Below are 23,285 nucleotides of genomic sequence, written 5' to 3'. Positions count from 1 at the left end.
AGCTTTAAATTTACGCCCTTAAGGGGAGAAAAAAAATCAATCGGTAACTTTTAGGTTTTCGCCAATCGAAAGGACAAAGTTTCGTTTATCATTCAGTTTCATCAGTTTTTCTATTGCAATATCATATTTTCTGGCAATTGAATACATGGTGTCGCCAGGTTGCACCACATGCACCGTCACCCTGTTGGCTGGTAGCACCGATGGATTCAAAACTTCTTTCACGTTGCTTGTGTCTCGCTTAATCAACAACAGCTCTTGCCCTATTGACAGAATGCTATTGTCAGAAAGGGCATTCCACTGCTGTAGCTCAGCTTTGGTGACTCCATAGTGCCGGGCAATACCGTACAGGGTTTCCCCCTTGTTGACGACATGAATATCCCGGGCGGCTTCGTTGGCAGGACTCAAAACCCGCTCCTCTTGCTTTTCTTGTTCAACACTTGAAGCATTGAGAACAGGTTCGGGCTCTTCCTGCTCTTCGAAAATCAGCTCTTCCGTCGCCAAAGCGGGCTCCTCATCAAAAGGCTCTACGGCCTCTGTCACTTGTATTTCTTCCTCCCGCACCACTACTGCTGGTTCCCTGCGTGGGGGCGGTGCAGGCTCACTTTTGACAATGGCCGGCAAATAGTCTTCACTGTTATCTTTTATCTCTACATCCACTGAAGAGGGTCGTCTTTGCCTGAGCCAAAGCACCCGGCCCACCTCAGGTTTGTCGATAGTAAACATTCTGTTTTTTCTCGCTAGCTGATTGAGCTTAATGCCGTACTCCTGCGACACCTCCCAAAGCGTTTCTCCTTGCCTGACGGTATGATAATAAATGTTCGACCTCCAATGTTTGTTTTTAAGGTAATAGACCTGCCCTTCTTCAAGCGCCTGGTTTGGACGCAAGTCATTGAACTTCTCAAGCTTTGCCACTTCCACCCCTGACTTGGCCGCCAGCGTTTTCAGGTCATCACTTTTTGTAGCGATAATGGCTGGAATACCATTTATTTCCACTATGAATGAAGCAATGCGGCTGTCGATGGTTTTTTTCAAATCAGGGTACTTTTCCTGAATCAATATGCCACTTTCTTCGGGTGCCACTATCTCTTCGCTATCACCGGAAGGAGAGGACGCCGGGGTTTGCTTTTGCTCATTTTTGGCAATGAGGTCCACTTTTTCACCTTTTTGCACAGGAATGATCACCGAGTATTCCTTTTCACTGGGTACCGGGCCTCTCTTTAACCATTTGTTGTATTGAAATACCAGAGCCTCGTCTGCCTTCAGCTCTTTCGATATTTTGTCAAGCGGCTTGTCTGCTCCCTTTGTATACTCTCTCAGCTCAAGGCCTGACGAGGGTCGCCCACCCAATTCGTCCTGAAAGGCGATCATGTGAGCCAGAAAAGTCTTAAAATACCAGTGTGTGTCCTTATCAATGGTCATCTTGTCGGCGCCGAAGTTGGATTTGTTCACGTGCTTTTCAGCGCCGGTCTTCCCTGTGTTATGGGCTATCACTGAGTAAACCCAGTTATTAAAAAAGAAGTTGTGGCGCTTAATGTATTTGCATGCTCCTCTGGTAGAGGAAACTATATTGAGCCGTTCGTCCACATATTTGTCAATGCGGAGGCCCACTTCCCGGCCGGCTGGCTCTTTGAACATCCAGAACCCAACCGCATTCGATGAAGAAACAGCATCGGAAACCAGGCCGCTCTCCTGTATTACCAGGTATTTGATGTCGTCGGGCAGGTTTTCTTCCTTCATTACTCTTTCTATAATGGGGAAGTACAGCAATACCAGGTCGAGCCTCAAGCGGAAGTACCTGTCGGAGGCTCTCAGTGCATCTACCTGCTGCTGGATATCGGATCGTGCCGCATCGGTGATCTTGAGCTTCATGCCCGCAAAGTCCATTTGAGATGGAACTCTTGGTGCGGCGCTATCGGCCAGCCCATCAGTGGCCGGGAAGAAGATAATAATTAAGAGAAGGAATCGAAAATGGCACTTTGCCAGCATACACCAGTTGGGAAATATTCGAAACAAAGTTACAAATGAATAGCCAATTCCAAAGTAAGCTGCTAGTATTCAGGCAGTTATCACCAAACTATGAAGTATATCTTGCTGGACTCCAACTTATTACATTGCCTGCAGCAAAGTAATAGTTAAAGCATTTATTTCTTCCTGAGCATCATAAGGCCATCTCTGATTGGAAGCAATACGTTTTGCACCCGGGGATCGTCAGCTACTTTTTTGTTAAATGCCAGAATAGTGAGCGTATCAGGGTCGTCCTTTTTTCTGTTCTTCTCCAGCACCTTACCACTCCAGAGCACGTTGTCGGCCATGATGTATCCGCCTGGCCTCACTTTGTCAATCACCAGGTCAAAGTAGTTGGTATAGTTTGCTTTGTCGGCATCGATGAATACAAGGTCAAAAGTTGCCGCTAGCTTTGGAACCTCTGCCATGGCGTCACCAATAATATACTCAATTTGCTCTCCGTAGGGAGAATCGCCTATGAATCTCCTTACGGTGCTTTCAAGCTCTCCATTAATATCGATGGTGGTCAGCTTTCCATTTTGCTGTAGCCCTTCGGCCAGGCAAATGGCCGAATAGCCGGTGTAGGTGCCAATTTCAAGAATTGATGTTGGTTTGATCATGTGCGAGAACATCGAGAGCACCCGGCCCTGGAAGTGTCCGGAAAGCATTCGTGGCCTGAGCACATTGAGATTTGTGTGCCTGTTTAATCGGCCTAACAGCTCAGGCTCGGGTTCAGTATGCCCCTCAATATAGCGGAAAAGATCAGCCTCTATGAAATCCATGATAAGGTTGTAAAATATTTGCTAGCGTAAAAATAAATTCAAAAATAGGCTTTAGAGATCGTTTTACATGCTTTTTTCAATAATAGCGAGGGAGTTGCTCGTTCTTTTTAACAATGAAACTCAAGCCTTGAATAATTCACATTTTGGTTATCAAATAGTTATGTGAGATTTTTTTGGGAATATCGGAAAAGTATAAAATCTGTTTTATATTGATCCCCGAAATAAATCTGGGAGCGGATTTAAGGAATAATTACTCGAAAACGGTTACGCAAACGATTTAAACGGATTTCCCGCAATCGATTGCAGTCAAATTTTCTTGGGAAAACTTGACACGTTAACAAATAATTTCTTTAAATTCGACAATTGCTCAGAACAATACCTACTTAAATTATTTGTTTTATGGTTCTTAGTTACAAGTGCCCCAAACGCTGTGCGCCATTTCCGAGTGCACCTTCTGCGACAGTTCCAGGCGCAAGCTTTTCCATTTCACTTTCAGTACCTCTTTGTTCGTAACTGACTATTGGTTTGTTCAGATGCAGTAGAATGTATCTGGGCTGAAATGGCTTGCCCGAATTCAACGATGCCTTTTTCAAACAATTATATACAACTTCACTTAAACTACATTTTTATGAAAAAAGGATTACTGAAGTACATTTTTCCTTTGATCTGCCTGGCTCTGCTAGCAGTGGCTCCTGATGCCTCTGCACAGAACAGACAAGTAACAGGAAAGATAACAGATTCCGAAACTGGGGAAGGTTTCCCTGGTGTGAGCGTATTGGAAGTAGGAACTTCCAATGGTACAGTGACTGACCTTAACGGAAACTATTCCCTTTCGGTTGGCTCTGGTGCGAGACTTTCTTTCTCCTTCATTGGGTACGTTACCCAGGAAGTTGAAGTAGGGTCAAGAAGTGTGATTGATGTTCCTCTTGCGCTCGACGTAAAGCAGCTTCAGGAACTGGTAATCACTGGTTACACAGTTGATAACCGCCGTGAAACTTCCGGTTCTATCTCAACTGTAAAGCCGAAAGACATCGCAGTTATCCCAACGGGTAACGTAGAGCAGTCATTGGCTGGTCGTATTGCCGGTGTAAACGTAATTACCAATGGTCAGCCTGGTTCAACCAGCCAGATCAGGGTAAGGGGTTTTGGTGCGTTTGGTGGAAATGCTCCTTTGTATGTGGTTGATGGTGTACCTGTTCAGGACACTAACTTCCTTAGCCCGGACGACATTGAGTCTACAACTGTACTGAAAGATGCGGCTGCTGCCTCTATATATGGTGCAAGAGCGGCTAACGGTGTAATTGTTTACACTACTAAGAAAGGTTCTAAGACAGCGAAGAAGATCAGCATCGATTATAACAGTATGTTTGGATTTACAACACCTGGAAAGGGAATTGAAATGATGAATCCTGCAGACTTTGCTGAGTGGACATGGAATGCTGAGCGCAACCAGGCACGCATCGAAAACCGTGAGCCTGTATTCAGCCATCCGCAATTTGGAACCGGTACCACACCTCGGATGCCCGATTTCCTTAGTGTAGGCGGTGAGTCGGGTCGTGTTGGAACGTACACAGCTGCGGAAGCTGCGTTGTACAATGTAGATCCTTCGGCGGGTACTGTTTATCAGATCACGAGAGCAGCTACGGGAGCTGGAACCGATTGGTATGATGCAATTACAAATGTTGGGACACTTCAAAGGCAGACCCTTGGCCTTCATGGTGGTACAGATAGAAGTCGTTTCTACTTCTCCACCAGTATCCAGGATCAGGCCGGTATTGTATTGTATAATACTTTCAAGAGATACTCTTTCAGAGCGAACTCTGAGTTTGACCTGCTTCCCAACCTTCGTTTTGGTGAGAACATGCAGTTCACTTATCGTTCAGTACTTGGTCAGCAAGGCAACGAAGGTGGGCAGGGTGTAGCGGATGATGAGAACGATATTCTTTCTGCCTTCCGTATGCCAACGATCATCCCTGTGTATGACGAGTTTGGTGGTTATGCTGGTACTGCTTCAAGAGGCTTTAACAACCCACGTAACCCTGTGGCTACACGTGATGGCCTTCAGAATAACAGAGGTTTTGAAGGTAGCGGCTTTGGTAATATTTATTTGGAGTATGACCCGATTCCTGGGTTGACTTTGAGAACCAATGTAGGTGGTGCATATGGTAACAACTATAGTTGGGGATATGGTCGTCGTCAGTATGAGAACTCTGAAAACAACTCGGCCTTCAGCTACAGTGAAAACTCTGGTTGGAATTTCCAGTGGAACTTTACCAATACTGCTAACTACAAAAAGACGTTTGGTATCCACAACATAGACCTTTTGGTTGGTCAGGAAGCCTTGAATACAGGAACTGGCCGTGGCATGAGTGCTAATGGTTTGGATCCCTTCTCTCAGGATCCTGATTTTGTAACGATTTCTACTTTAGGGTCAAGAAACCCACCTAATAGTTTCTACTACAAGGGGGTTAACTTCGCTTCTTATTTTGGTAGAGCCAACTACATTCTGAACGATAAGTATATTGTGAGTGCTGTGCTTCGTCGTGATGGTTCTTCTAGCTTTGGTGCTGACAATAAGTACGGTGTATTCCCTGCCTTCTCCGCTGCATGGAGACTTTCATCTGAAAGCTTTATGTCGTCTCTTACCTGGATTGATGACTTGAAAATTAGAGGTGGTTGGGGTCAAATGGGTAATGCAAACGGAATAAACCCCAACAACCAGTATAGTTTATATGGCGGTAGCATTGGCGCTTCTTCGTATGACATCTCGGGCTCTAATGGAAGTGCGGCTAACGGTTTTTACCGGACAAGAATTGGAAACTCCGGTGCTAAATGGGAAACATCTGTTACTCAAAACATTGGTATCGACGGTACTTATTTCGATGGTAAATTGGACGTAATCCTTGACTTCTGGCAAAAAGATACAAAGGATCTTCTGTTCTCTGTGCCTGTACCTATTCCACTTGGCCCCAACGCTTCAGCGCCTGCTGTAAATATTGGTGAAATGAGTAACAAGGGTATTGACCTTCAAATCATCAATAGAGGCAATTTGACGTCTGACCTTACCTATGAGGTGAATGTGACGGGTTCGTTTCTGAAAAACGAAATCGTGACCCTTGCAGGCGATCTGGAGTTCTTTACTTCTGGAACTCAAACGTATAGAGGTATTGCTCCTATCCGTAACCAGCGTGGTTATTCACTGTCTTCTTTCTTCGGATACGATGTGCAGGGCTTGTTCCAGAACGACGCTGAAGTTGCTTCTGCTCCTAACCAAGCAGGTGCTGCTCCTGGTCACTTCCGTTACAGAGATGTTGACGGTGATGGAGAAATCACCGAAGATGACAGGGTATTCCTTGGAAGCCCGGTAGCTCCGTTCACAGGTGGTCTAACTTTCTCACTTGGCTATAAGAACTTTGACTTGGCTACATATTTCTATACATCTATTGGAAATGAAATCTGGAATCAGTCAAGGTGGTTCACCGACTTCTATCCTTCTTTTGCAGGTGCTTCTATCGCCGAACGTGTAAAGAATAGCTGGACACCATCCAACACAAATACTGACCACCCTGTATTTGATAAGTCGTCTAACTTTAGCACCAACACGCAGGCCAACTCTTATTACGTAGAGAACGGGTCTTACCTAAGAATGCAGAATGTTACGTTGGGTTACAAAATGCCTGCTGATCTTTTATCAAGGCTGAAAATGACCAACTTGAGAGTATTCGTTTCTGCTAACAACTTGTTGACCATTACAGGTTATGAGGGACTTGACCCATCGGTAGGTGGTAATGCTGACATCAATTTTGGTGTTGATGTTGGAAACTACCCGATCACAAGATCATTTACAGGTGGTTTACAGATCGGTTTCTAAAAACAATTTGATTAAACGATCAATTTAATTATTGATGTTTTTGAAAAATATAAAAGAATGATGACCATGAAAAAAAACATAATAAAAGGAGCCGCTGGACTTGTTGTAGCCCTAACGGTTCTGGTGATCGGTTGTAAGGACGAGTTTCTTGAAATTGCTCCCACAGGAACACTTTCCAGGGCTCAGCTTACGTCTGCAAAGGGTTTGGATGCGGCATTAATTGCTGCCTATTCCCAGGTAAACGGTAGAGGTGGCAGGATGTCTTCTCCCTCTAACTGGGTTTGGGGAAGTATTCGTGGCGGAGAGCACAATAAGGGCACTGACCCGGGCGACTTTTCTGATATCAATCCTATTCAGCGCTATGAGTACCTGCCTACACAGGGGGTGATAAACGGTGCCTACTCTGGTTGGTACGAGGGTGTTGCCAGATGTAACAATGTGTTGGCACTTCTCGCTGATGCTGACGACGATGTAAGCGATGAGCTTAAGACTGGCATTGAGGCCCAGGCAAAATTCCTTAGAGGTCACTATTACTTTGAACTGAAGAAGAATTTTGACGATACGCCTTACATCGATGAGACAATCGACTATAGCACAGAAGTGACTGTGGCCGAAGTAGCTAATGATAAGGACTTGTATCCCTTTATTGAGGCTGATTTGCAGTTCGCATTGGCAAACCTTCCTGAGACTCAAGGTCAGGTTGGTCGTGTGAATAGAACAGCTGCTGCGGCCCTTCTTGGTAAGGTGTTAATCTACCAGGGTAAGTATGCCGCTGCTTTGACTCAGTTCAACGATGTGATCGATAACGGTGTAACCAGCAATGGTAAATCAGTTGGCTTAGTGGCGTCATTCCCTGATATCTTCAAGGCTGAAAATGACAACCATGAGGAGTCAATATGGGCCTATCAGTCAGCTGCAGGAACAGGAAGTGTCAACAACGCTAACCCTGAGTTTGACCTTAACTGGCCTTACAATACTGGTGCTGATGGCCCAGGTAACTGCTGTGGATTCTTTGCTCCTACTTTCGAGCTAGCCAATCACTACAGAACTGACGCCAGTGGTCTTCCTTTGTTCGACAGGGCCTTTAATCTTCCTGCCAACGAAGTAGTGACTGATCAGGATCTTCAGTCGTCTGAGCCGTTTACAGAAGATGCCGGTAACCTTGATCCTAGAATTGACTTTACCATCGGTCGTCGTGGTATTCCTTACCTTGACTGGCAGGAGCACCCAGGTTTTGACTGGATCCGTAACCAGGCTAACGCTGGCCCCTATTCACCTAAAAAGTATGTTTACTATAGAACTGACGTAGGTACCTACCAGGACAACAGCTCATGGACACCAGGTTATGCTGCTATGAATGTGAACATCATTCGTTTTGCTGACGTGCTGCTGATGGCTGCTGAGTGCGAAATTGAAGTAGGTAGCATGGAGAAAGCCAGAGAGTATGTAAACATGGTGAGAGAAAGAGCTGCTAATGAGGCTTCTTGGGTAACTGAGTATGATGGTTCAGGTTTTGCTGCCAACTATGTAATTGGCACCTATGACACACCATGGGCTGATAAGACTGTGGCTCTAAAAGCGGTGAGAATGGAGCGTAAGCTTGAGTTGGCCGGCGAAGGACAAAGGTTCTATGACCTGGTTCGCTGGGGAATTGCAGCTGAAGACCTTAATGCTTACATCGCTTACGAAAGCAAGCTTTTGATAAACGCTATGGGCGGAGCATCATTTGACCCTAAAGACCTTCTTCTTCCAATTCCTCAAGGGCAAATTGACCTGATGGGTGATGTTTTGATACAGAACGCTGGTTATTAATAGGCATTAAATAATTTGAATAGATGAAAAGAGGTGGCGGTTATCGTCACCTCTTTTTTTTTGTCGAATCCCAATGGTGTAACACTTTTTTTGCATAGCTGAACCGCCTGCCCTTAAGTGCTACGCTACTCGGAGGGGGATGGCCAAATTTTTGTGTTCCCCTGGCGATAGTGTTGTTCCTCATACATATATTGACTGCCAATTGTCAGGCAAACCCAAACGTTATTTTTAGCATTCGTTCCCAGTATGGGAGCCGTCTTTTTAGAAAGAAAACCTCCTTTTTTAGATCAACGATTGTCCGAAAAGTTTAGATGACCTCCTGCAACCATGCCTTTTAGGATATATGGAGTAGCAATATTTAAAGTTGGTATATTCATAGTTATTATCTATATTTATTTAGGAAGATATTTATCCGAATTTATGTAGGTTATGGATGATTTTTTGTACCAATTCATGAAACGGCTAAACATACCCGTTTCACAACGATATCTTAAGACACTGCTACAGTCGCATGAAGCTTATCCTTCTCTCTTAAGCATAGCCGACACTTTTCAACGTCTTGGCTTGAACTATCATATTCAACGTGTGGCTAGAGAGAGTTTGAACACCATTTCGTTTCCCTATCTTCTTCCACTGGAGAGAAGTGGGGGTGACATAATTGCAATTGAAAATGAGAGGGATTTGGAGGAGAAGGCAGATGAGCTAGTGTCATGGAATGGGGTAGTGATTGAAATTGAACCGGCTGGGGTTGTTTCGGATCCTCAAAATAAGTCGGAGTTAGGGAGAGAACGGTTGGCAAAAGTGGCATCGATAGTGGTTTTGAGTAGCGTCGGCGCCCTCATTACTGTCTTATTAATTAACTCTTTTTCATTTTTCGGCGCAGCTTGGTTGGCTACGTGCTTTGCAGGGGCTGCACTCGGTTATTTATTGTTCGCAAAGGAGCTTGGAATCAAGTACCAGGCCATTGAGGCTTTTTGTAATGCAGGTGTAAACACCAATTGCGACAAAGTTTTAGAATCAGGAGGAGCTAAATTCCTCGGCACGCTTAGATTATCGGACTTGACATTTTCCTTCTTTCTGTTTCAAGCACTACTTTTTACGCTTTTTAGTGCATTTGACGAAGTTCGTGGCGAGATTCTGAGCCTGCTTTTCATAGCTTCTATGGTCGCAATCCCGGCGACTGTCTATTCACTTTATTACCAATATTTCCGAATGAAGACGTGGTGTCGCTTGTGTCTTTTGACCGGCCTTGTTCTCATCCTTCAATCCATTCTTTTCACTGGTTCTTTCTTTGCCAGCGAAGTTATTATCGCTGAACTGAAATTCGGATCCATGCTTTGTCTTGGGACACTATTTGTCGCATTTGCATTTGGAGTTGTCTTGTTAAGTGAACGATTAATTGATGCCAACGAGGATTTTGAAAAAGCACTTAGTGCGGGGAGAGTGAAGAATTCTGCCGGTGTTTTTATGCATTTGCTTTTTCAACAAAAGCATCTCGCTATCAACTCTGGCGAATACGAAATTTTAATTGGCAACCCTGATGCTGAAATAAGGGTCACCATGGCGAGCAATCTTTTTTGCAACCCATGTAAGGAACAGCACAAGTTTGTTCAAGAAGTGGTATCTACATATTCAGACAAGGTGTCAGTTGCGTTTAGATTTGTCAAGTCTTCAAAGACTCTAGACGGCATTGTCTCGGCCAATGAGTATCTAATTCAATACTGGCTCACTAATATTTTTAATAGCCCCAGGGAATCAGACCTTACGGAACTCATGCTAAAGGATTGGTATGATCTAATGGATATCAATAAGTTTTCTGATCAGTACCCTCTTAGCCAAGAAATTGGTCAAGCTACTTATGATGTAGAAAAGAGTCATGCTGACTGGATTTTGGCATCGGAAATAAGACGGACGCCGACTTTTTTTGTAAATGGTTACGAACTACCTCAAAATTATAAGATAAAAGACTTGACCGGTTTAATTCCAAGCTTGGTCGAGTCACTTTATACACAACAATTTCCAGGATCAAAGGAGGTAGTCACTTAGCAAATGATATTTGTCAGGCCGGACAAGGGTTTGGTGGTTTGTACCTACCTATCGGTAAAACAGACTTTTTTTAAATTGTTAAAATTAATGGGAATGAAAAGCAAAAAAATTAGCTTCGTCAACATTAAGAACGCTCTAAGCCGAGCGGAGATGCGAACAATTATGGCTGGATCTAGTGGTCAATGGTGTGGTTTTTGTCACAATCCATCGGCACCCCCTGGGGCTGGCTGTTTTACTATGGCTGAGTACGGTGGTAGTTGTAGGTGTGAGTATAACCCTATGTATTACCCCTGTCCTTAACCGGTAGAGATTGTAATTACCCCAGCCAGCAAGCGCAGAGACATGCAGGTTGGGGTAGTATTTTCCTTAGGATGAAGACTCATAGACATAAAATAGTTGTAATCATATGTTATTTGGGGGAAGTTCCGTGGTATTTCGGCTACTTCATTCACTCGTGTAGATACAACCCAAGCGTCGATTTTGTCGTCGTCGGTGATGTATTAATTGACTCGACGAATCTTCCAGAAAATGTTCAAGTTCTTCGAAAAAATTCCGAAGAACTTCAAGAACTTATTTTGAACAAAACAGGGATTCGTTGCGATATTAGCCATCCGTATAAATTGTGCGATTTCAAGCCTGCGTATGGAATGCTCTTTAACGATATCGTAAAAGGGTATGATTTTTGGGCTCACGGAGATATTGACGTTATTTATGGGGACATCAGAAGTTTTATTACCGAAGATCTTCTATCCAATAAAGATTTGATCTGCGTTAGACATGATTTCTTGACGGGGTATTTTTTGCTTTTTCGCAACAATGATAAGATGAATCGGCTCTTTACCTTGAGTAAAGACTATAAGAAAGTTTTTTCTTCTGATCGTCATTTCTGTTTTGATGAGACTAATTTTCAGTTCCATGCTTTTTCAGAAAATACACCTTTGTCCGAAATCAATTCGGAAATAGAAAGCATGATGCACGTGGTGAAAAAGGCGGAGATGAAAGGCTATATCAGGACTTTTTTTGATTTCATGGTGATAGAGGGGCTACCCGGCCGATTGCGATGGGCGGACGGTAAACTGTACTACAAAAACACCTATGAAGTTCTTTTGTACCATATGATCTTGTTCAAAAAGGTGTACACCCCAAGAATGCCAGTACGGGAGATACCCTCAGAATTTCTTATCAGTCCTACCAGGATTTATCACAGGCAAAGTAGAGCTGCTGATGTCAATTAGGGGGTTTAAAGTCTACAGACAATTGGACGGAATGGATTGCGGTCCTACTTGTCTGAAAATGATATCTAAGCACTACGGCAAAGAAGTTGGGCGTGAGAGCCTGAAGAAAGACTCAGAGCAAGGCAGGGTGGGTGTATCCCTGCTTGGACTTTCAGAGGCAGCGGAAGGGCTAGGCTTCAGAACCACTAGTGCAAAGATGACCTTTGACCAGCTTCTTGACGACGCACCATTGCCGTGCATTTTATACTGGGATAATTACCACTTTGTAGTGCTCACCCCTTCGTCCTCTAAGAAGAAGCTTGTTGTAGCAGACCCCGCAAAAGGTTTGGTTGTTTATTCTAAGGAGGAGTTTTTGAATTACTGGATTTCGACAAAAGAAGGGGGTAAGGACAAAGGGATTGCACTACTTCTGGTGCCGGCGAGTGGGTTCTATCAGACAGATGCCGAGCGCAGCAAAGGACTGGATTGGTCACTCCTCGCCAACTATTCTTTGAGGTACAAGCCACAGATTTTTCAGTTGGTTCTTGGTTTGTTGATTGGGAGTCTGTTACAGCTTATTTTCCCCTATCTGACCCAAAGCATTGTAGACACGGGAATAGGTACAAACAATTTACAGTTTATACACATTGTGCTGGTAGCGCAATTCACTTTATTTTTTGCTCAGACTTTTATTGAATTCATTAGAAGTCGAATTTTACTTTTCATAAGCACGCACGTTAATCTCTCTATTCTTTCTGATTTCTGGATGAAGTTGTTGAGACTTCCATTGAGTTTTTACGAAAGCAGAAGCACAGGAGATATTCTTCAAAGAGTAAATGACCATAGGCGTATCGAAAACTTTATCACTGGAACAGCCCTTCAAACACTTTTTTCATTACTTAATCTTTTAGTCTTTTCTGTTGTGCTGCTGACCTACAGCACCACTGTATTTCTAATCTTTTTTTTGGGAAGCACACTTTACCTGATTTGGATACTCTTCTTTTTGAAACAAAGGCGGACGCTGGACTTTAAGAGATTTGACGTAGCTTCAAAGGAAAACTCCGTTACCATGCAGATGGTTGCTGGCATCAATGAAATCAAGCTAAACAATGCCGAGCATTTGAAACGTTGGCAATGGGAGGGGATTCAGGCAAGACTTTTTAAGCTCAACTTCAAATCTCTTTCTTTAAGCCAATATCAACAGGCGGGAGGCTTCTTTCTTAATCAGGGTAAAAACATCTTCATCACCTATATAGTCGCTCTGGCGGTGCTGGATGGTGATTTGACTTTGGGAGCTATGCTTGCCATTCAGTTCATTATTGGCCAGCTTAACGGCCCTGTTGAGCAACTCATTTCTTTCAGCCAGCAAGCCCAGGACGCTAAGATTTCGCTGGAAAGACTTAACCAGGTGCATGAGCTGGAGGACGAGGAGCCTGAAGGAGTGCTATTCGCTGATAAGATAACTGCAGAGCACAGCGTGATATTTGAAAATGTGAGTTTCACCTACCCGGGTGCTGGCAATCCCAGGGTGCTTTCTGATATCAACGTCGAATTTCCTGCTGGAAAAGTAACGGCGATAGTAGGCACAAGCGGTAGCGGTAAAACCACGCTTCTGAAGCTTGTACAGATGCTTTACAACGGCTATTCAGGCGAGATAAAAATCGGAGATAATAACTTGAAATACTTACGCCCTAGCTATTGGCGAAGGTTGTGTGGCAGTGTTATGCAAGACGGATTTATTTTCAGCGACAGCATCGCTCAAAACGTGGCCGTCGGGGATGAGAATCCAGATTATTCAAAGTTGGTCGATGCCTGTAGAGTGGCAAATATACTCAGCTTTGTGGAGTCACTGCCCTTGGGATTTAATACCAAAATTGGGAACGAAGGCACAGGCATAAGTACTGGGCAAAAGCAAAGGCTATTAATAGCTCGGGCGGTGTATAAAAACCCAAGTTTCCTTTTTTTTGACGAGGCTACCAATGCCCTGGATGCTAATAATGAGAAGTCGATCATGGAAAACCTGCAAACTTTTTTCAAAGGCAGGACTGTGATAGTAGTTGCGCACAGGTTAAGCACGGTAAAGAATGCGGACAAAATAATCGTTATTGAAAAAGGTGAGATAGTGGAAGAAGGCAGTCATTTGGAACTTAGCCTTAAGAAGGGAAAGTATTATGAATTGGTGAAAAACCAATTGGAACTGGGAAATTAAGGAAAGGACTTTGAGCAAATTAATAGACAACGGAACTGATCATCATATTCATTCAACGAATGGACGCTTGGTCGGCCGTTCGGAGATGATGGAGGAAATAGTATCGGAAAATCCCGGATTTCTACTGAATTGGGGAAATCTGTTCTTGGCCGTTGTCCTGGGCTTTATAGGTGTCGCATTGTGGGTAATCAAGTATCCGGATAAGGTTGAGGCGGAGGCAAAATTGACCTCGCTCAACGCTCCCAAGATGGTAGTGAACAATGTGGGTGGGAAACTGGTAAAACTGAACGTGAAGGAGGGCGAGGAGGTTCATAAAGGCCAGATACTAGGATATATGGAAGCATTAGCCAGCCATGATGAAGTTATCGGGCTGTCAACAAGGTTGGATTCTATTCGAATTCGCCTGCTTAGTTCACAGGAAAAAAGTATTGATTATTTGATGCCCATGAACGGCACTCAGTTTGGCGAGCTCCAGAGCGCAAATCAGGGCTTTATTGAGGCTTATCTTTCCTTTAAGCAATACTTGCCAAACGGCATTTTTCACCAAAAGCTGTCGTTGCTGGAGGAAGACTACAAAAGGTTGGAAATGCTTAATTTTTCCCTTATCGAGGAGCGAGACCTCCAGGTCAGAGATGTAGCCCTCACGGAAACTACCTTCGAGGTTAACAAAGCTCTCAAAAAAGATAAGGTAATATCTGATTTTGACTTCCGAAACGAAGAGAGCAAGCTATTGAGTAAAAAATTAGGCTTGCCGAGGATAAATTCGGCAATACTGACCAACAAGTCATTACAAAGCGAAAAGAAGAAGGAACTCATCGATTTGATAAGTACCATTGAGCAGCAGCGACAGATATTTCAACAGGCAGTAAATACTTTCAACAGCCAGGTGGAAGAGTGGAAACACAAATTTCTAATTACAGCTCCTATTTCAGGCAGTCTAAATTTTGTCACTTTTGTCGAGGAGAATCAGCAGCTTGAGATAGCCCAGCCAATCTGTTACATTAATCAAAATAATGCAGACTACTTTGCAGAAGTAGTTATCCCACAGTCCAATTTTGGTAAGGTGAGAATAGGACAGGCTGTGCTGCTAAAGTTTCATTCCTATCCATTCCAGGAATTTGGAGCAGTGGAGGGAAGAGTTGACTTTATTTCAGATGTGCCTGCAAGCGGTGGCTATCTTGCTAAAGTCGTTTTTATTAATGGGCTTAGCACTAATTACGGACAATCAATACAGTATAGGCCAGGGCTGGTTGCTACGGCAGAGATTATTACAAAGGAAAGAACATTGTTTGAGCGTTTTTTTTCTTCTTTGAAAATGTAGGCATCGATTTTTCGTATCTGGTACTCTCCTGTGAAATGGTGAATGGCGTTATTTTTTGATAGGATCCAAGCTGTTTAGCTCAGGGCTTGCCCCTACATTTGTGTTGATTTGTTAGTCGCTTACGAGCCACCACGGTTTCTTCTGGCTAAACATTTAACTAATCTTTCAAAAGTTACTCAAAACAACATTAAGCAGTAAATTTGCCGCTAAGTAAAAAGTTAACTGATATGTTTAGAGCGTTTGCAGTCTTTGGCCTGATATCCTTCCTTTTGGCCTCATGCGATACCCCATCCAATACACTCTTCCGGGAGCTACCTTCATCCGATACTGGTATCGATTTTTCAAACACGATCATAGAATCTGATACCTTCAATATCCTCACCAATGAATACATCTACAACGGAGGTGGTGTGGGAGTTGGTGATTTTAATAACGACGGCCTGACAGATCTTTTCTTCACCGGTAATCAAACCAGTAACAAACTATTCATCAACAAGGGAGGGCTTGAATTCGATGATGTTTCTACCGAAGCCGGAATTGAAGCACCAGACAAATGGAGTCAGGGGATCGCTTTGGTGGATATAAATGCCGACGGTTGGCTGGACATCTACGTGTGCGCCACCATGTACAGCGATTCTCTGAGAAGAGAAAATATGTTGTTTGTGAACCAGGGAGGCACGCCTGGTGGTGTTCCAACTTTTAAAGAGATGGCCAGGCAGTACGGAATCAACGACAATGGCTGGAGCACAAACGCCGCTTTTTTAGATTACGACAAAGATGGAGACCTTGACCTGTATGTGCTTACCAATGTACAAAGCGGACGAATTCCTACGAACTACAGGCCGAAAATCGTCGACGGAACAGCGCCCAATACCGACAGATTCTACAAAAACAACGGAGATGGCACGTTTTCCATAGCCAACCGGGAAGCGGGAATCCTTTACGAAGGTTTCGGCCTCGGAATAGCCATCGCCGATGTCAACAACGACTCGTGGCCTGACATTTATGTGTCAAACGATTTTTTGAGCAACGACTTGCTCTACATCAACAATGGTGACGGCACGTTTACTAATAAGCTCGGTGAATATGTCAGGCATTCGAGTCAGTTCTCCATGGGAAATGACATCGCCGACATTAACAACGATGGTTGGGTCGACATAGTGACGCTCGATATGCTGCCAGAGACCAACTTCCGCAAGAAGACAACGATAGGAAAGAATGTGTATCAGGTATATGTGAACAATGAAAAGTTCGACTATGAGTACCAGCATGTGCGCAATATGTTGCAGCTCAATAATGGTGCTGGCATTCCATTCAGTGAGATCGGATTCATGTCTGAAATATTTGAAACGGACTGGAGCTGGTCGCCACTGCTGGCTGATGTGGACAATGATGGCGACAGAGACCTTTTGATTACCAACGGCTTTCCTAAGGACATTACTGACAAGGATTTTGCAAGCTACCGGGCTGATGTAGGTAACATCGCAGGGCCGGACATGCTGGTCGACTCTATTCCGGTTGTAAAAATTTCAAACTTCGCTTTTGAGAACAATGGGGATTTGACTTTCTCTGATGCTACCAGAAAATGGGGACTGTATAAGCCTTCTTTCTCAAATGGTGCAGCGTTTACCGATCTGGACAATGATGGAGACCTTGATTACGTTGTAAACACCATTGATGATGTGGCCCTGGTATATGAGAATACGCTGAACAGCAAGGGCAATAGTAAGCAGGATTCAACTCACTTTCTGCGAGTCAAACTTAAGGGCAATAAAGAGAATCAAGCTGGACTTGGCACGAAGATTACTTTAAAGTATGGCAATGGACAAATGCAATACCACGACCATTCCGTCTATAGAGGCTTTCTGTCTTCTGTGGAGGACATCGCTCATTTTGGGATGGGGAAAACGGAATCGATCGACTCGGTCGTTGTCGATTGGTACGATGGTAAGTCCAGCGTGCTCACTAACGTGGCGGTAGACCAGTTGCTGACGATAGATTACTCATCAGCCTCTTCGGGAGACAATCTTGCCAGGGAGATGCCGGCATTAGGCGGTAAACCGACGGTACTTGCCGACGTGACTAAATCGTTGCAGGTTGCCTTTACGCACAAGGAAGAAGATAAAATAGATTTTAACCTTCAAAGAACCCTGCCTCACAAGTTTACTCAATACGGGCCAGCCATAGCTGTAGGCGACATTAATGGGGATGGCCTTGAGGACTTTATTGCTGGCGGAACTGCCGACGAGGGCATACAATTCTTTCTTCAGCAGAACGACGGAACCTTCCAGGACAAAGTGGGTATTGAAAAGAAAGATGTGAGGCGAAATGAGTACATGGGGCTCCTGCTATTTGACGTTGATGCAGATGGTGATCTCGACTTGTATGCTGTTTCTGGTGGTGGTGAGTACGTTTTTCCATCCGACAAGTATACCGATCACCTTTATCTGAATGATGGACGAGGCAACTTTAAACTACAGGCAGACGGAGTCTCGCCAGAGCTTCAGTTCAGCGGGTCGGTTGCACGGGCAGCCGACTTCGATAAAGATGGAGATTTGGATGTTTTTGTCGGAGGCCGGGTAGTGCCAGCATCATATCCCTATCCCTCTCAAAGCGTGCTTTTGGAGAATCAGGAGGGGCGGCTTGTGGACATTACAGCATCGAAAGCACCTTTTCTGGCAGACGCTGGTATGATAACAGACATGCTCTGGACGGACTATAATACAGACGGCCTGGTGGATATGGTGTTGGTAGGTGAGTTTATGCCCATCACGTTTGTGAAAAACGAAGGAGGCGCTTACAAAATTGATCAGGGTACCGGGCTTCTCGGGAAAAAGGGCTGGTGGAACAGTATTGTGTCCGGCGACTTTGATAAAGACGGGGACACCGACTATGTGGCTGGTAACCTGGGGGAGAATAACTACTACCGGGCAACAGTGGATCAGCCATTGCGGGCCTACGCCAAAGACTTCGATGGCAATGCCAGCGTCGATTTGATCATGAGCTGCTACTTCAAAACCGACAACGGGGATATGAAAGAGTTTCCTCTCCATTTTTGGGACGAAATGAACTCGCAGAGCCCCATGTTCCGCAAAATGTTTTCACGGTATAAGCAATTCGGCAAAATTGCGATGGCTGAGTTGTTAACACCTCAGCAGTTGGAAGGGGCTGTGATATTGGAAGCTAACTACATGAAGTCAAGTTATATTGAAAACCTTGGGAACGGCACATTCAAAATGACCGCTTTGCCCATAAGGGCTCAGATAGCGCCCATCAATGGTTTGGTGGCAACTGATGTGAATAGCGACGGTCATCTGGATGTGCTGATGGTTGGTAACGACTACGGCAATGAGGTGTTTCCAGGCCGCTACGATGCCCTAACAGGCTTGCTGCTTTATGGAGATGGCAAAGGTGGTTTCTCTCCCGTTCTCTCTGCAAAGAGCGGCTTCCTAGTGGAAGGTGATGCGAAAGCACTGGCACGGCTGAGCTCCGTTGCCGGCAACGATATTTTCATTGCCAGCCAAAACCGGGGCGACCTGAAGGTATTTGGCCTGCCGAACGACGCATTCAAAGGTACTGTTGTAAAAACGGGCCCAACTGACTTTTATGCTTTGCTGAAGCATAGCGGTGGGCAAACTGAAAGGATTGAATTGACTTATGGGTCAGGGTTTCTGTCGCAGTCTTCACGAACTATCAGAGTGCCTGAGGGGGTAACACAAGTTGAAATATTTGATTTCAACGGTGATTCCAGGGTTATTTCACCACCTAATCAATAAATACCGCTCAATAGGCATAATAATTGCATTGAATTGACGATCTAATTCAATGCAATTATTATGAAAACTATACTAGCTACATTGTTCCTTGTTTCATTTGCTATTTCAACTTTCGCTCAGGGCGGACTAGCCTTTTTTTCGAGCGGAAGAGAGATAGCGGTAAGCACTAATTTCGAGCGAAAGATTTGGGGGGAATTTCGGTTAAGCACCAAGCCCTACTACACACTTTTTGAGGATGCACGGGTAGCCGAGTATAAGGGAATCCCGCAGCTGATAGGAAATGCCAATATCATGCACAATGACCAGGTAGCATTATCCCTGGGTCTCGGACTAGGCTACAGCCCATGGGAAGGTGGCGAGGGCGGTCTTGGGTTCGTCACGATACCTTTGGGCATACGGACAGCCCCATTTAAGAATGCCCCTAATTTTTACCTGCTTGGGGAATTTTCGCCCAAAATTTTCCCTGATGGGGAGTGGTATTATGTGATACCCGCAGTGAGCTGGGGTATGAGATACCTTTTTCTGAAGGAATAGCATGCTTTTCTACTAATGTCCTTGTTTGCCATTTTCAGGAACAAACACCAGCGTGCTCATATCATCGTCTACCAGCATTTCATTAGCAAGTTCTATAATATGCTCTCTGGTGATCTTTCGAATGTCCTGAAACACATTTTCCAGACTTGGAACAGAGCCCATGTCCAGCAGGCTTTTAGCCATCATCAGCATCATGCTGCCATTGTTTTCTTCACTCATGGCCAGTTGCCCCATGAGCTGCTCCCTGGCTTTGTGAAATTGCACCTCTCCGAGTTTTCGTTCTCTCAGCATGGCAAACTCTTTTTTGATCAGCTGGAAGCTTCTGGAAATATGCCTGGGGTCAGTGCCAAAGAATACTGAGAACAACCCTGTGTCGACATAAGGGTTATAGCTGGCGTCAATGGAATACACGTAGCCATACTTTTCTCTGAGCGACATATTCAGTCGGGAATTCATCCCAGGCCCTCCCAGAATATTGGCCAGCATGAAAAAGGGAATTCTTCGTTCGTCGGCTATTTTGTAGGCAGGCCGGCCTATGGCACATTGGGCCTGTGTGATGGGCTTCACTTCTGATAGAGACGAGGGACGATAAGGGCCAAACAACTTTCGCTGCTTAGAAGAACTAAAAGTTGGCGAGTCGTTGAGGTGTTTTCGCACCAGCCGCTCTATTTTTTTCAGCGAAAAGTTGCCTACCGTGGAAACAACCATTCTTTCAGAGTCGAGGTTTTCTTCTAAAAACCTTCTGAAATCATTTTGACTGAACCCACCAACAGTTTCCTGAGTGCCGAGTATATTGTGTCCCAGCGGATGCTTTGCAAAAACCACCTCATCAAAATCGTCCATGATGGCGTCTTCCGGGTTGTCTTTATACATCGACATTTCCTCAAGGATCACATTTCGTTCTTTTTCGATCTGCTTTTCCGGAAAGGTGGAGTTGAAAGTGATATCTGTAAGGAGTTCCAGTGCCTTTTCGAGGTGAAGGTCGAGGACGCTGGCATAAAAGCAAATCTTTTCTTTGGTGGTGTAGGCATTGAGCTCCCCTCCAAGCGAATCTAGCCGGTTGAGGATGTGGAACGATTTTCTTTTTCTGGTGCCCTTGAAAGCCATGTGCTCCCAGAAGTGGGCGATGCCCAGTTGGTCGGGCGACTCATCTCTGCTCCCAACGTCCAGCATGATGCCAACGTGAGCGATTTTAGTGGAAGCTACCTGCTTGTGGATTAATCTAATACCGTTAGGTAAAGTAATAAGGTCGAATTCAGCCATTTACATTTGTCAGCCTGCAAAACTAATGTTTTTCTCTTTATGAAGGTTAGCGGTATCAACAATGCCGATGGAGTTATAATGCGTTTTATGAAAGAAAGTTCAAAAAAAATGGCCAGGAAGTTTCCTGGCCAAAAAAAATTGCCGGTTCACACTACGCAAAGATGCTCATTGATTTCCGACGGACAGACAAAAAAATGGCGGTCTCTTATATTGATTTGAGATAAGCATAAATGGCTTTTAGCTCTGTTTCTGTATACTTTGAGGTAGTGGGCCAGGGCATTTCTTTTGGATCAAGAGTTCTTCCTTCTGGAGTAATTCCGGTTCTTAGCGTATTCATGAACTGCTCTTCTGTCATTTGACCAACCCTACCTGTGGAAGTGATATCAGCAACAGGAGGCAATCCGGGAGCGATTGGTCCTCCGCCTTTGAGGTTCTCTCTGTGGCATCCGGTGCATACAGCTACCAGATACTTGCCAAAAGCAGCTGATACATTTTCCTCTACCTCTTTGGGCCAGCCCATGTTATGATCGATCATGTCGACGGGCAGCAACGGAACCTTATCAAAATGGGTGAGTATTCTTCCAAGAAAGCGGATGTCGTGTGACGGCAGGTCGCTATCTACAGGTGGAATTGTCTGGAGGTACGACAAAATAGCGACTATGTCCGCTTTGCTAAGCTGAACGATTTCGTGCGATGGCATAAACAATAAAGGTTTGCCCTCCTTGTTTACTGCGTGCCTAAGCGCTTTGAGCCAGTCAACCACCCCGTAGTCCGACGGGCGACCGCCTTTGCCGGAGGTGAGGTTAGAGGAAACGATTCGCCCAAGTAACGGATCGTCAATAAACACCTTGCCGGCCAGGTTGGGCCCGTGGCAATCGTCGCATGCTTTGATGGCCACCAGGTGGGCTCCTCTGGATAGTACAGCGGAGTCTGTAGACAGTGTAACAGGATCTTCCCGAAACGAATACTTTTTATTGAACCTTGCCTCGGTGCTCAGATAGATGTAAGCATAGGCGATAATCAACAGCGAAAAAATGCAGGCCAGAACAATACCGACCCATTTGAATGTTTTCTTTAGCATAAAAAATTTGTTGTGACTAGGCGGTTAACGGGCAAACCTTTGCCATGGTGCTACGTAAAACGGAGGGTTTACTACGCAAAAAGTATTTTTTATGCCATCCAATAATTTTTTGAAATTGGCTTATGCGGATGTATTTCCATTTGCCCCAGAGGCTGAGCCCAAAGTGCAATCTAGCCTCGATGTAGAGTTCAAGCTCAAGGCCGATTTTGGCAGCCACATTTGCACCAACCATTTTTTCGAAGGAATCCAAACTTCGTTTTTGTTAGCTGAATTTTCCAGTGCGTTGGAAATCTCTTATGAAGAGCCCAGGCGCACTTTTAGCTTTTGCTTTAATTTTGAAGGAAACGTAGCCTCCAGGCACTGTGGGCAACGCTATGACCTTGGGAAAGGGTACTACAACTTCTTTTTCGATCCGGATCCAGCCAAGGCTCATTATTTTAATAGTGGCACCTCATACAACATTTTTCATATGACCATTGAGGCGGAAAAGTTACTTTCGCTGATCGGCGAGGGTGACCCGCTTTATGATCGTTTTGCGGATTGTATTTTAAAGGAAAATGGGATTCCTGGCTTTAGAACAAGTTTGCCTCTTACCGTGCAAGTAAAGTCAATTATTCAGTCCATCAGGTTTTGCCCGCTAAAGGGAGCTGCCAGGCGCTTGTTTATTGAGTCGAAGGTCTACGAGTTGCTGGCGTTACAAATTGAGGTTTGGCAAAGGGAGTATGAAACATCTGACTTTCACCAGCCTGCGGCCAAAGATGTTGAATTGATGCATGCCATACGAGAGTATCTTCAATTGCACTTCCAGGACGATTTAAGCTTGAAAGCGATTGGTAAGGAGTTTGGAATTAATGAGTGTAAACTAAAAAGTGGGTTCAAAGCTCACTTCGGAAGGACTGTGTTTGGCTATATCCAGGAGCTTCGCATGGAGTTTGCACGGCAATTACTTTCACAAAAAAGCACCACCATAAGCCTTGTAGCCGATAAACTTGGTTATCGGAATGCCAATCACTTCTCCACTGCCTTCAAGAAATATTTTGGCGAAAGTCCCAGTAATGTGAGGAGTTAGTAATGTGACGTTGGTAAATTTGAGGCCTTGAAAGACTTCGGGATACCCATTGCCGATGAAGGTTCTGTGAAAGATGGCGGTATGAAGAGGGCCGGGAGCTTGGAAAGTGTCTTTTCAATACTAGTGTTCACGGGATACAAGTAAGGTAAAATGCGGTTACGTTTCATCTCGATCATAAACAGCTACGGAACGCTGGATTCTGTTGTGAGCACCGGAACGACACGAAAAAATACCAGAGAACCGGGTACAAAGAGGGCTGTATTTCTGATTTTGTGGGAAAACGTTGGATCAAACCTGTTAAAT

General features: G+C 44.6%; 13 protein-coding genes. 9 read left to right on the top strand and 4 right to left on the bottom strand.

The genetic code is table 11. The features are described 5' to 3' along the window. Window positions 1-36: 36 nt before the first annotated feature. Both RIF36_RS04845 and RIF36_RS04840 read right to left on the bottom strand, forming a co-directional pair. Window positions 37-1,986, bottom strand: coding sequence for a LysM peptidoglycan-binding domain-containing protein (locus RIF36_RS04845; protein ID WP_350121510.1), 1,950 nt, complete (start codon window positions 1,984-1,986; stop codon window positions 37-39). A gap of 155 nt (window positions 1,987-2,141) precedes the next feature. After that, window positions 2,142-2,786, bottom strand: a complete 645-nt coding sequence (locus RIF36_RS04840) for an O-methyltransferase (RefSeq protein ID WP_350121507.1) — start codon at window positions 2,784-2,786, stop codon at window positions 2,142-2,144. A 628-nt stretch (window positions 2,787-3,414) separates the two neighbouring features. On the opposite strand from RIF36_RS04840, the gene RIF36_RS04835 reads away from it, so the two are divergent. The 8 genes from RIF36_RS04835 (at window position 3,415) to RIF36_RS04800 (ending at window position 19,569) form a co-directional block, all read left to right on the top strand. Next, the gene (locus RIF36_RS04835) at window positions 3,415-6,657 is read left to right on the top strand and encodes a SusC/RagA family TonB-linked outer membrane protein (protein ID WP_350121504.1); all 3,243 of its coding nucleotides are present in this window, start codon (window positions 3,415-3,417) and stop codon (window positions 6,655-6,657) included. A gap of 66 nt (window positions 6,658-6,723) precedes the next feature. Continuing rightward, window positions 6,724-8,469 carry a RagB/SusD family nutrient uptake outer membrane protein gene (locus RIF36_RS04830; protein WP_350121501.1) on the top strand — a complete coding sequence of 582 codons (1,746 nt, stop codon included), beginning with the start codon at window positions 6,724-6,726 and terminating at the stop codon, window positions 8,467-8,469. A gap of 429 nt (window positions 8,470-8,898) precedes the next feature. Further along, window positions 8,899-10,515 carry a vitamin K epoxide reductase family protein gene (locus RIF36_RS04825; RefSeq protein WP_350121498.1) on the top strand — a complete coding sequence of 539 codons (1,617 nt, stop codon included), beginning with the start codon at window positions 8,899-8,901 and terminating at the stop codon, window positions 10,513-10,515. A 371-nt stretch (window positions 10,516-10,886) separates the two neighbouring features. Beyond that, complete coding sequence (locus RIF36_RS04820) at window positions 10,887-11,750, top strand: DUF6625 family protein (RefSeq protein ID WP_350121495.1); 864 nt, start codon at window positions 10,887-10,889, stop codon at window positions 11,748-11,750. Beyond that, window positions 11,740-13,938, top strand: a complete 2,199-nt coding sequence (locus RIF36_RS04815) for a peptidase domain-containing ABC transporter (RefSeq protein ID WP_350121492.1) — start codon at window positions 11,740-11,742, stop codon at window positions 13,936-13,938. Before RIF36_RS04820 ends, RIF36_RS04815 begins: the two co-directional genes overlap by 11 nt. A 10-nt stretch (window positions 13,939-13,948) precedes the next feature. After that, window positions 13,949-15,259: an HlyD family secretion protein gene (locus RIF36_RS04810; protein ID WP_350121489.1), complete on the top strand. Its 1,311-nt coding sequence runs from the start codon at window positions 13,949-13,951 to the stop codon at window positions 15,257-15,259. A 227-nt stretch (window positions 15,260-15,486) separates the two neighbouring features. After that, window positions 15,487-19,035: a VCBS repeat-containing protein gene (locus RIF36_RS04805; RefSeq protein ID WP_350121486.1), complete on the top strand. Its 3,549-nt coding sequence runs from the start codon at window positions 15,487-15,489 to the stop codon at window positions 19,033-19,035. Between the two features lie 60 nt (window positions 19,036-19,095). Next, the gene (locus tag RIF36_RS04800) at window positions 19,096-19,569 is read left to right on the top strand and encodes a hypothetical protein (RefSeq protein ID WP_350121483.1); all 474 of its coding nucleotides are present in this window, start codon (window positions 19,096-19,098) and stop codon (window positions 19,567-19,569) included. A 12-nt stretch (window positions 19,570-19,581) separates the two neighbouring features. On the opposite strand, the gene RIF36_RS04795 is transcribed toward RIF36_RS04800, so the two are convergent. Together RIF36_RS04795 and RIF36_RS04790 are read right to left on the bottom strand one after the other, a co-directional pair. Continuing rightward, on the bottom strand, window positions 19,582-20,832 hold the full coding sequence (locus RIF36_RS04795; protein ID WP_350121480.1) for a M16 family metallopeptidase: 1,251 nt from the start codon (window positions 20,830-20,832) through the stop codon (window positions 19,582-19,584). 205 nt (window positions 20,833-21,037) lie between these two features. Further along, window positions 21,038-21,913, bottom strand: coding sequence for a cytochrome c (locus RIF36_RS04790; RefSeq protein ID WP_350121478.1), 876 nt, complete (start codon window positions 21,911-21,913; stop codon window positions 21,038-21,040). Window positions 21,914-22,004: 91 nt separating this feature from the next. Here RIF36_RS04790 and RIF36_RS04785 point away from each other — a divergent pair, with 91 nt between their 5' ends. Then, window positions 22,005-22,982, top strand: a complete 978-nt coding sequence (locus RIF36_RS04785; RefSeq protein ID WP_350121475.1) for a helix-turn-helix transcriptional regulator — start codon at window positions 22,005-22,007, stop codon at window positions 22,980-22,982. The last annotated feature ends 303 nt before the right edge of the window (window positions 22,983-23,285 follow it).

It is taken from the genome of Imperialibacter sp. (assembly GCF_040222815.1).
GTDB lineage: Bacteria > Bacteroidota > Bacteroidia > Cytophagales > Cyclobacteriaceae > Imperialibacter.
The sequence above is the reverse complement of the archived record's forward strand: the minus strand, read 5'-3'. Positions and strand labels throughout refer to the sequence as shown.

Excerpts from the sequence above, each read along its gene's own strand:
- RIF36_RS04835 (WP_350121504.1), top strand. The coding sequence starts at position 3,415 with ATGAAAAAAGGATTACTGAAGTACATTTTTCCTTTGATCTGCCTGGCT.
- RIF36_RS04785 (WP_350121475.1), top strand. The coding sequence starts at position 22,005 with ATGCCATCCAATAATTTTTTGAAATTGGCTTATGCGGATGTATTTCCA.
- RIF36_RS04795 (WP_350121480.1), bottom strand. The coding sequence starts at position 20,832 with ATGGCTGAATTCGACCTTATTACTTTACCTAACGGTATTAGATTAATC.
- RIF36_RS04825 (WP_350121498.1), top strand. The coding sequence starts at position 8,899 with ATGGATGATTTTTTGTACCAATTCATGAAACGGCTAAACATACCCGTT.
- RIF36_RS04805 (WP_350121486.1), top strand. The coding sequence starts at position 15,487 with ATGTTTAGAGCGTTTGCAGTCTTTGGCCTGATATCCTTCCTTTTGGCC.
- RIF36_RS04820 (WP_350121495.1), top strand. The coding sequence starts at position 10,887 with ATGAAGACTCATAGACATAAAATAGTTGTAATCATATGTTATTTGGGG.
- RIF36_RS04845 (WP_350121510.1), bottom strand. The coding sequence starts at position 1,986 with ATGCTGGCAAAGTGCCATTTTCGATTCCTTCTCTTAATTATTATCTTC.
- RIF36_RS04790 (WP_350121478.1), bottom strand. The coding sequence starts at position 21,913 with ATGCTAAAGAAAACATTCAAATGGGTCGGTATTGTTCTGGCCTGCATT.
- RIF36_RS04840 (WP_350121507.1), bottom strand. The coding sequence starts at position 2,786 with ATGGATTTCATAGAGGCTGATCTTTTCCGCTATATTGAGGGGCATACT.
- RIF36_RS04830 (WP_350121501.1), top strand. The coding sequence starts at position 6,724 with ATGAAAAAAAACATAATAAAAGGAGCCGCTGGACTTGTTGTAGCCCTA.
- RIF36_RS04815 (WP_350121492.1), top strand. The coding sequence starts at position 11,740 with ATGTCAATTAGGGGGTTTAAAGTCTACAGACAATTGGACGGAATGGAT.
- RIF36_RS04800 (WP_350121483.1), top strand. The coding sequence starts at position 19,096 with ATGAAAACTATACTAGCTACATTGTTCCTTGTTTCATTTGCTATTTCA.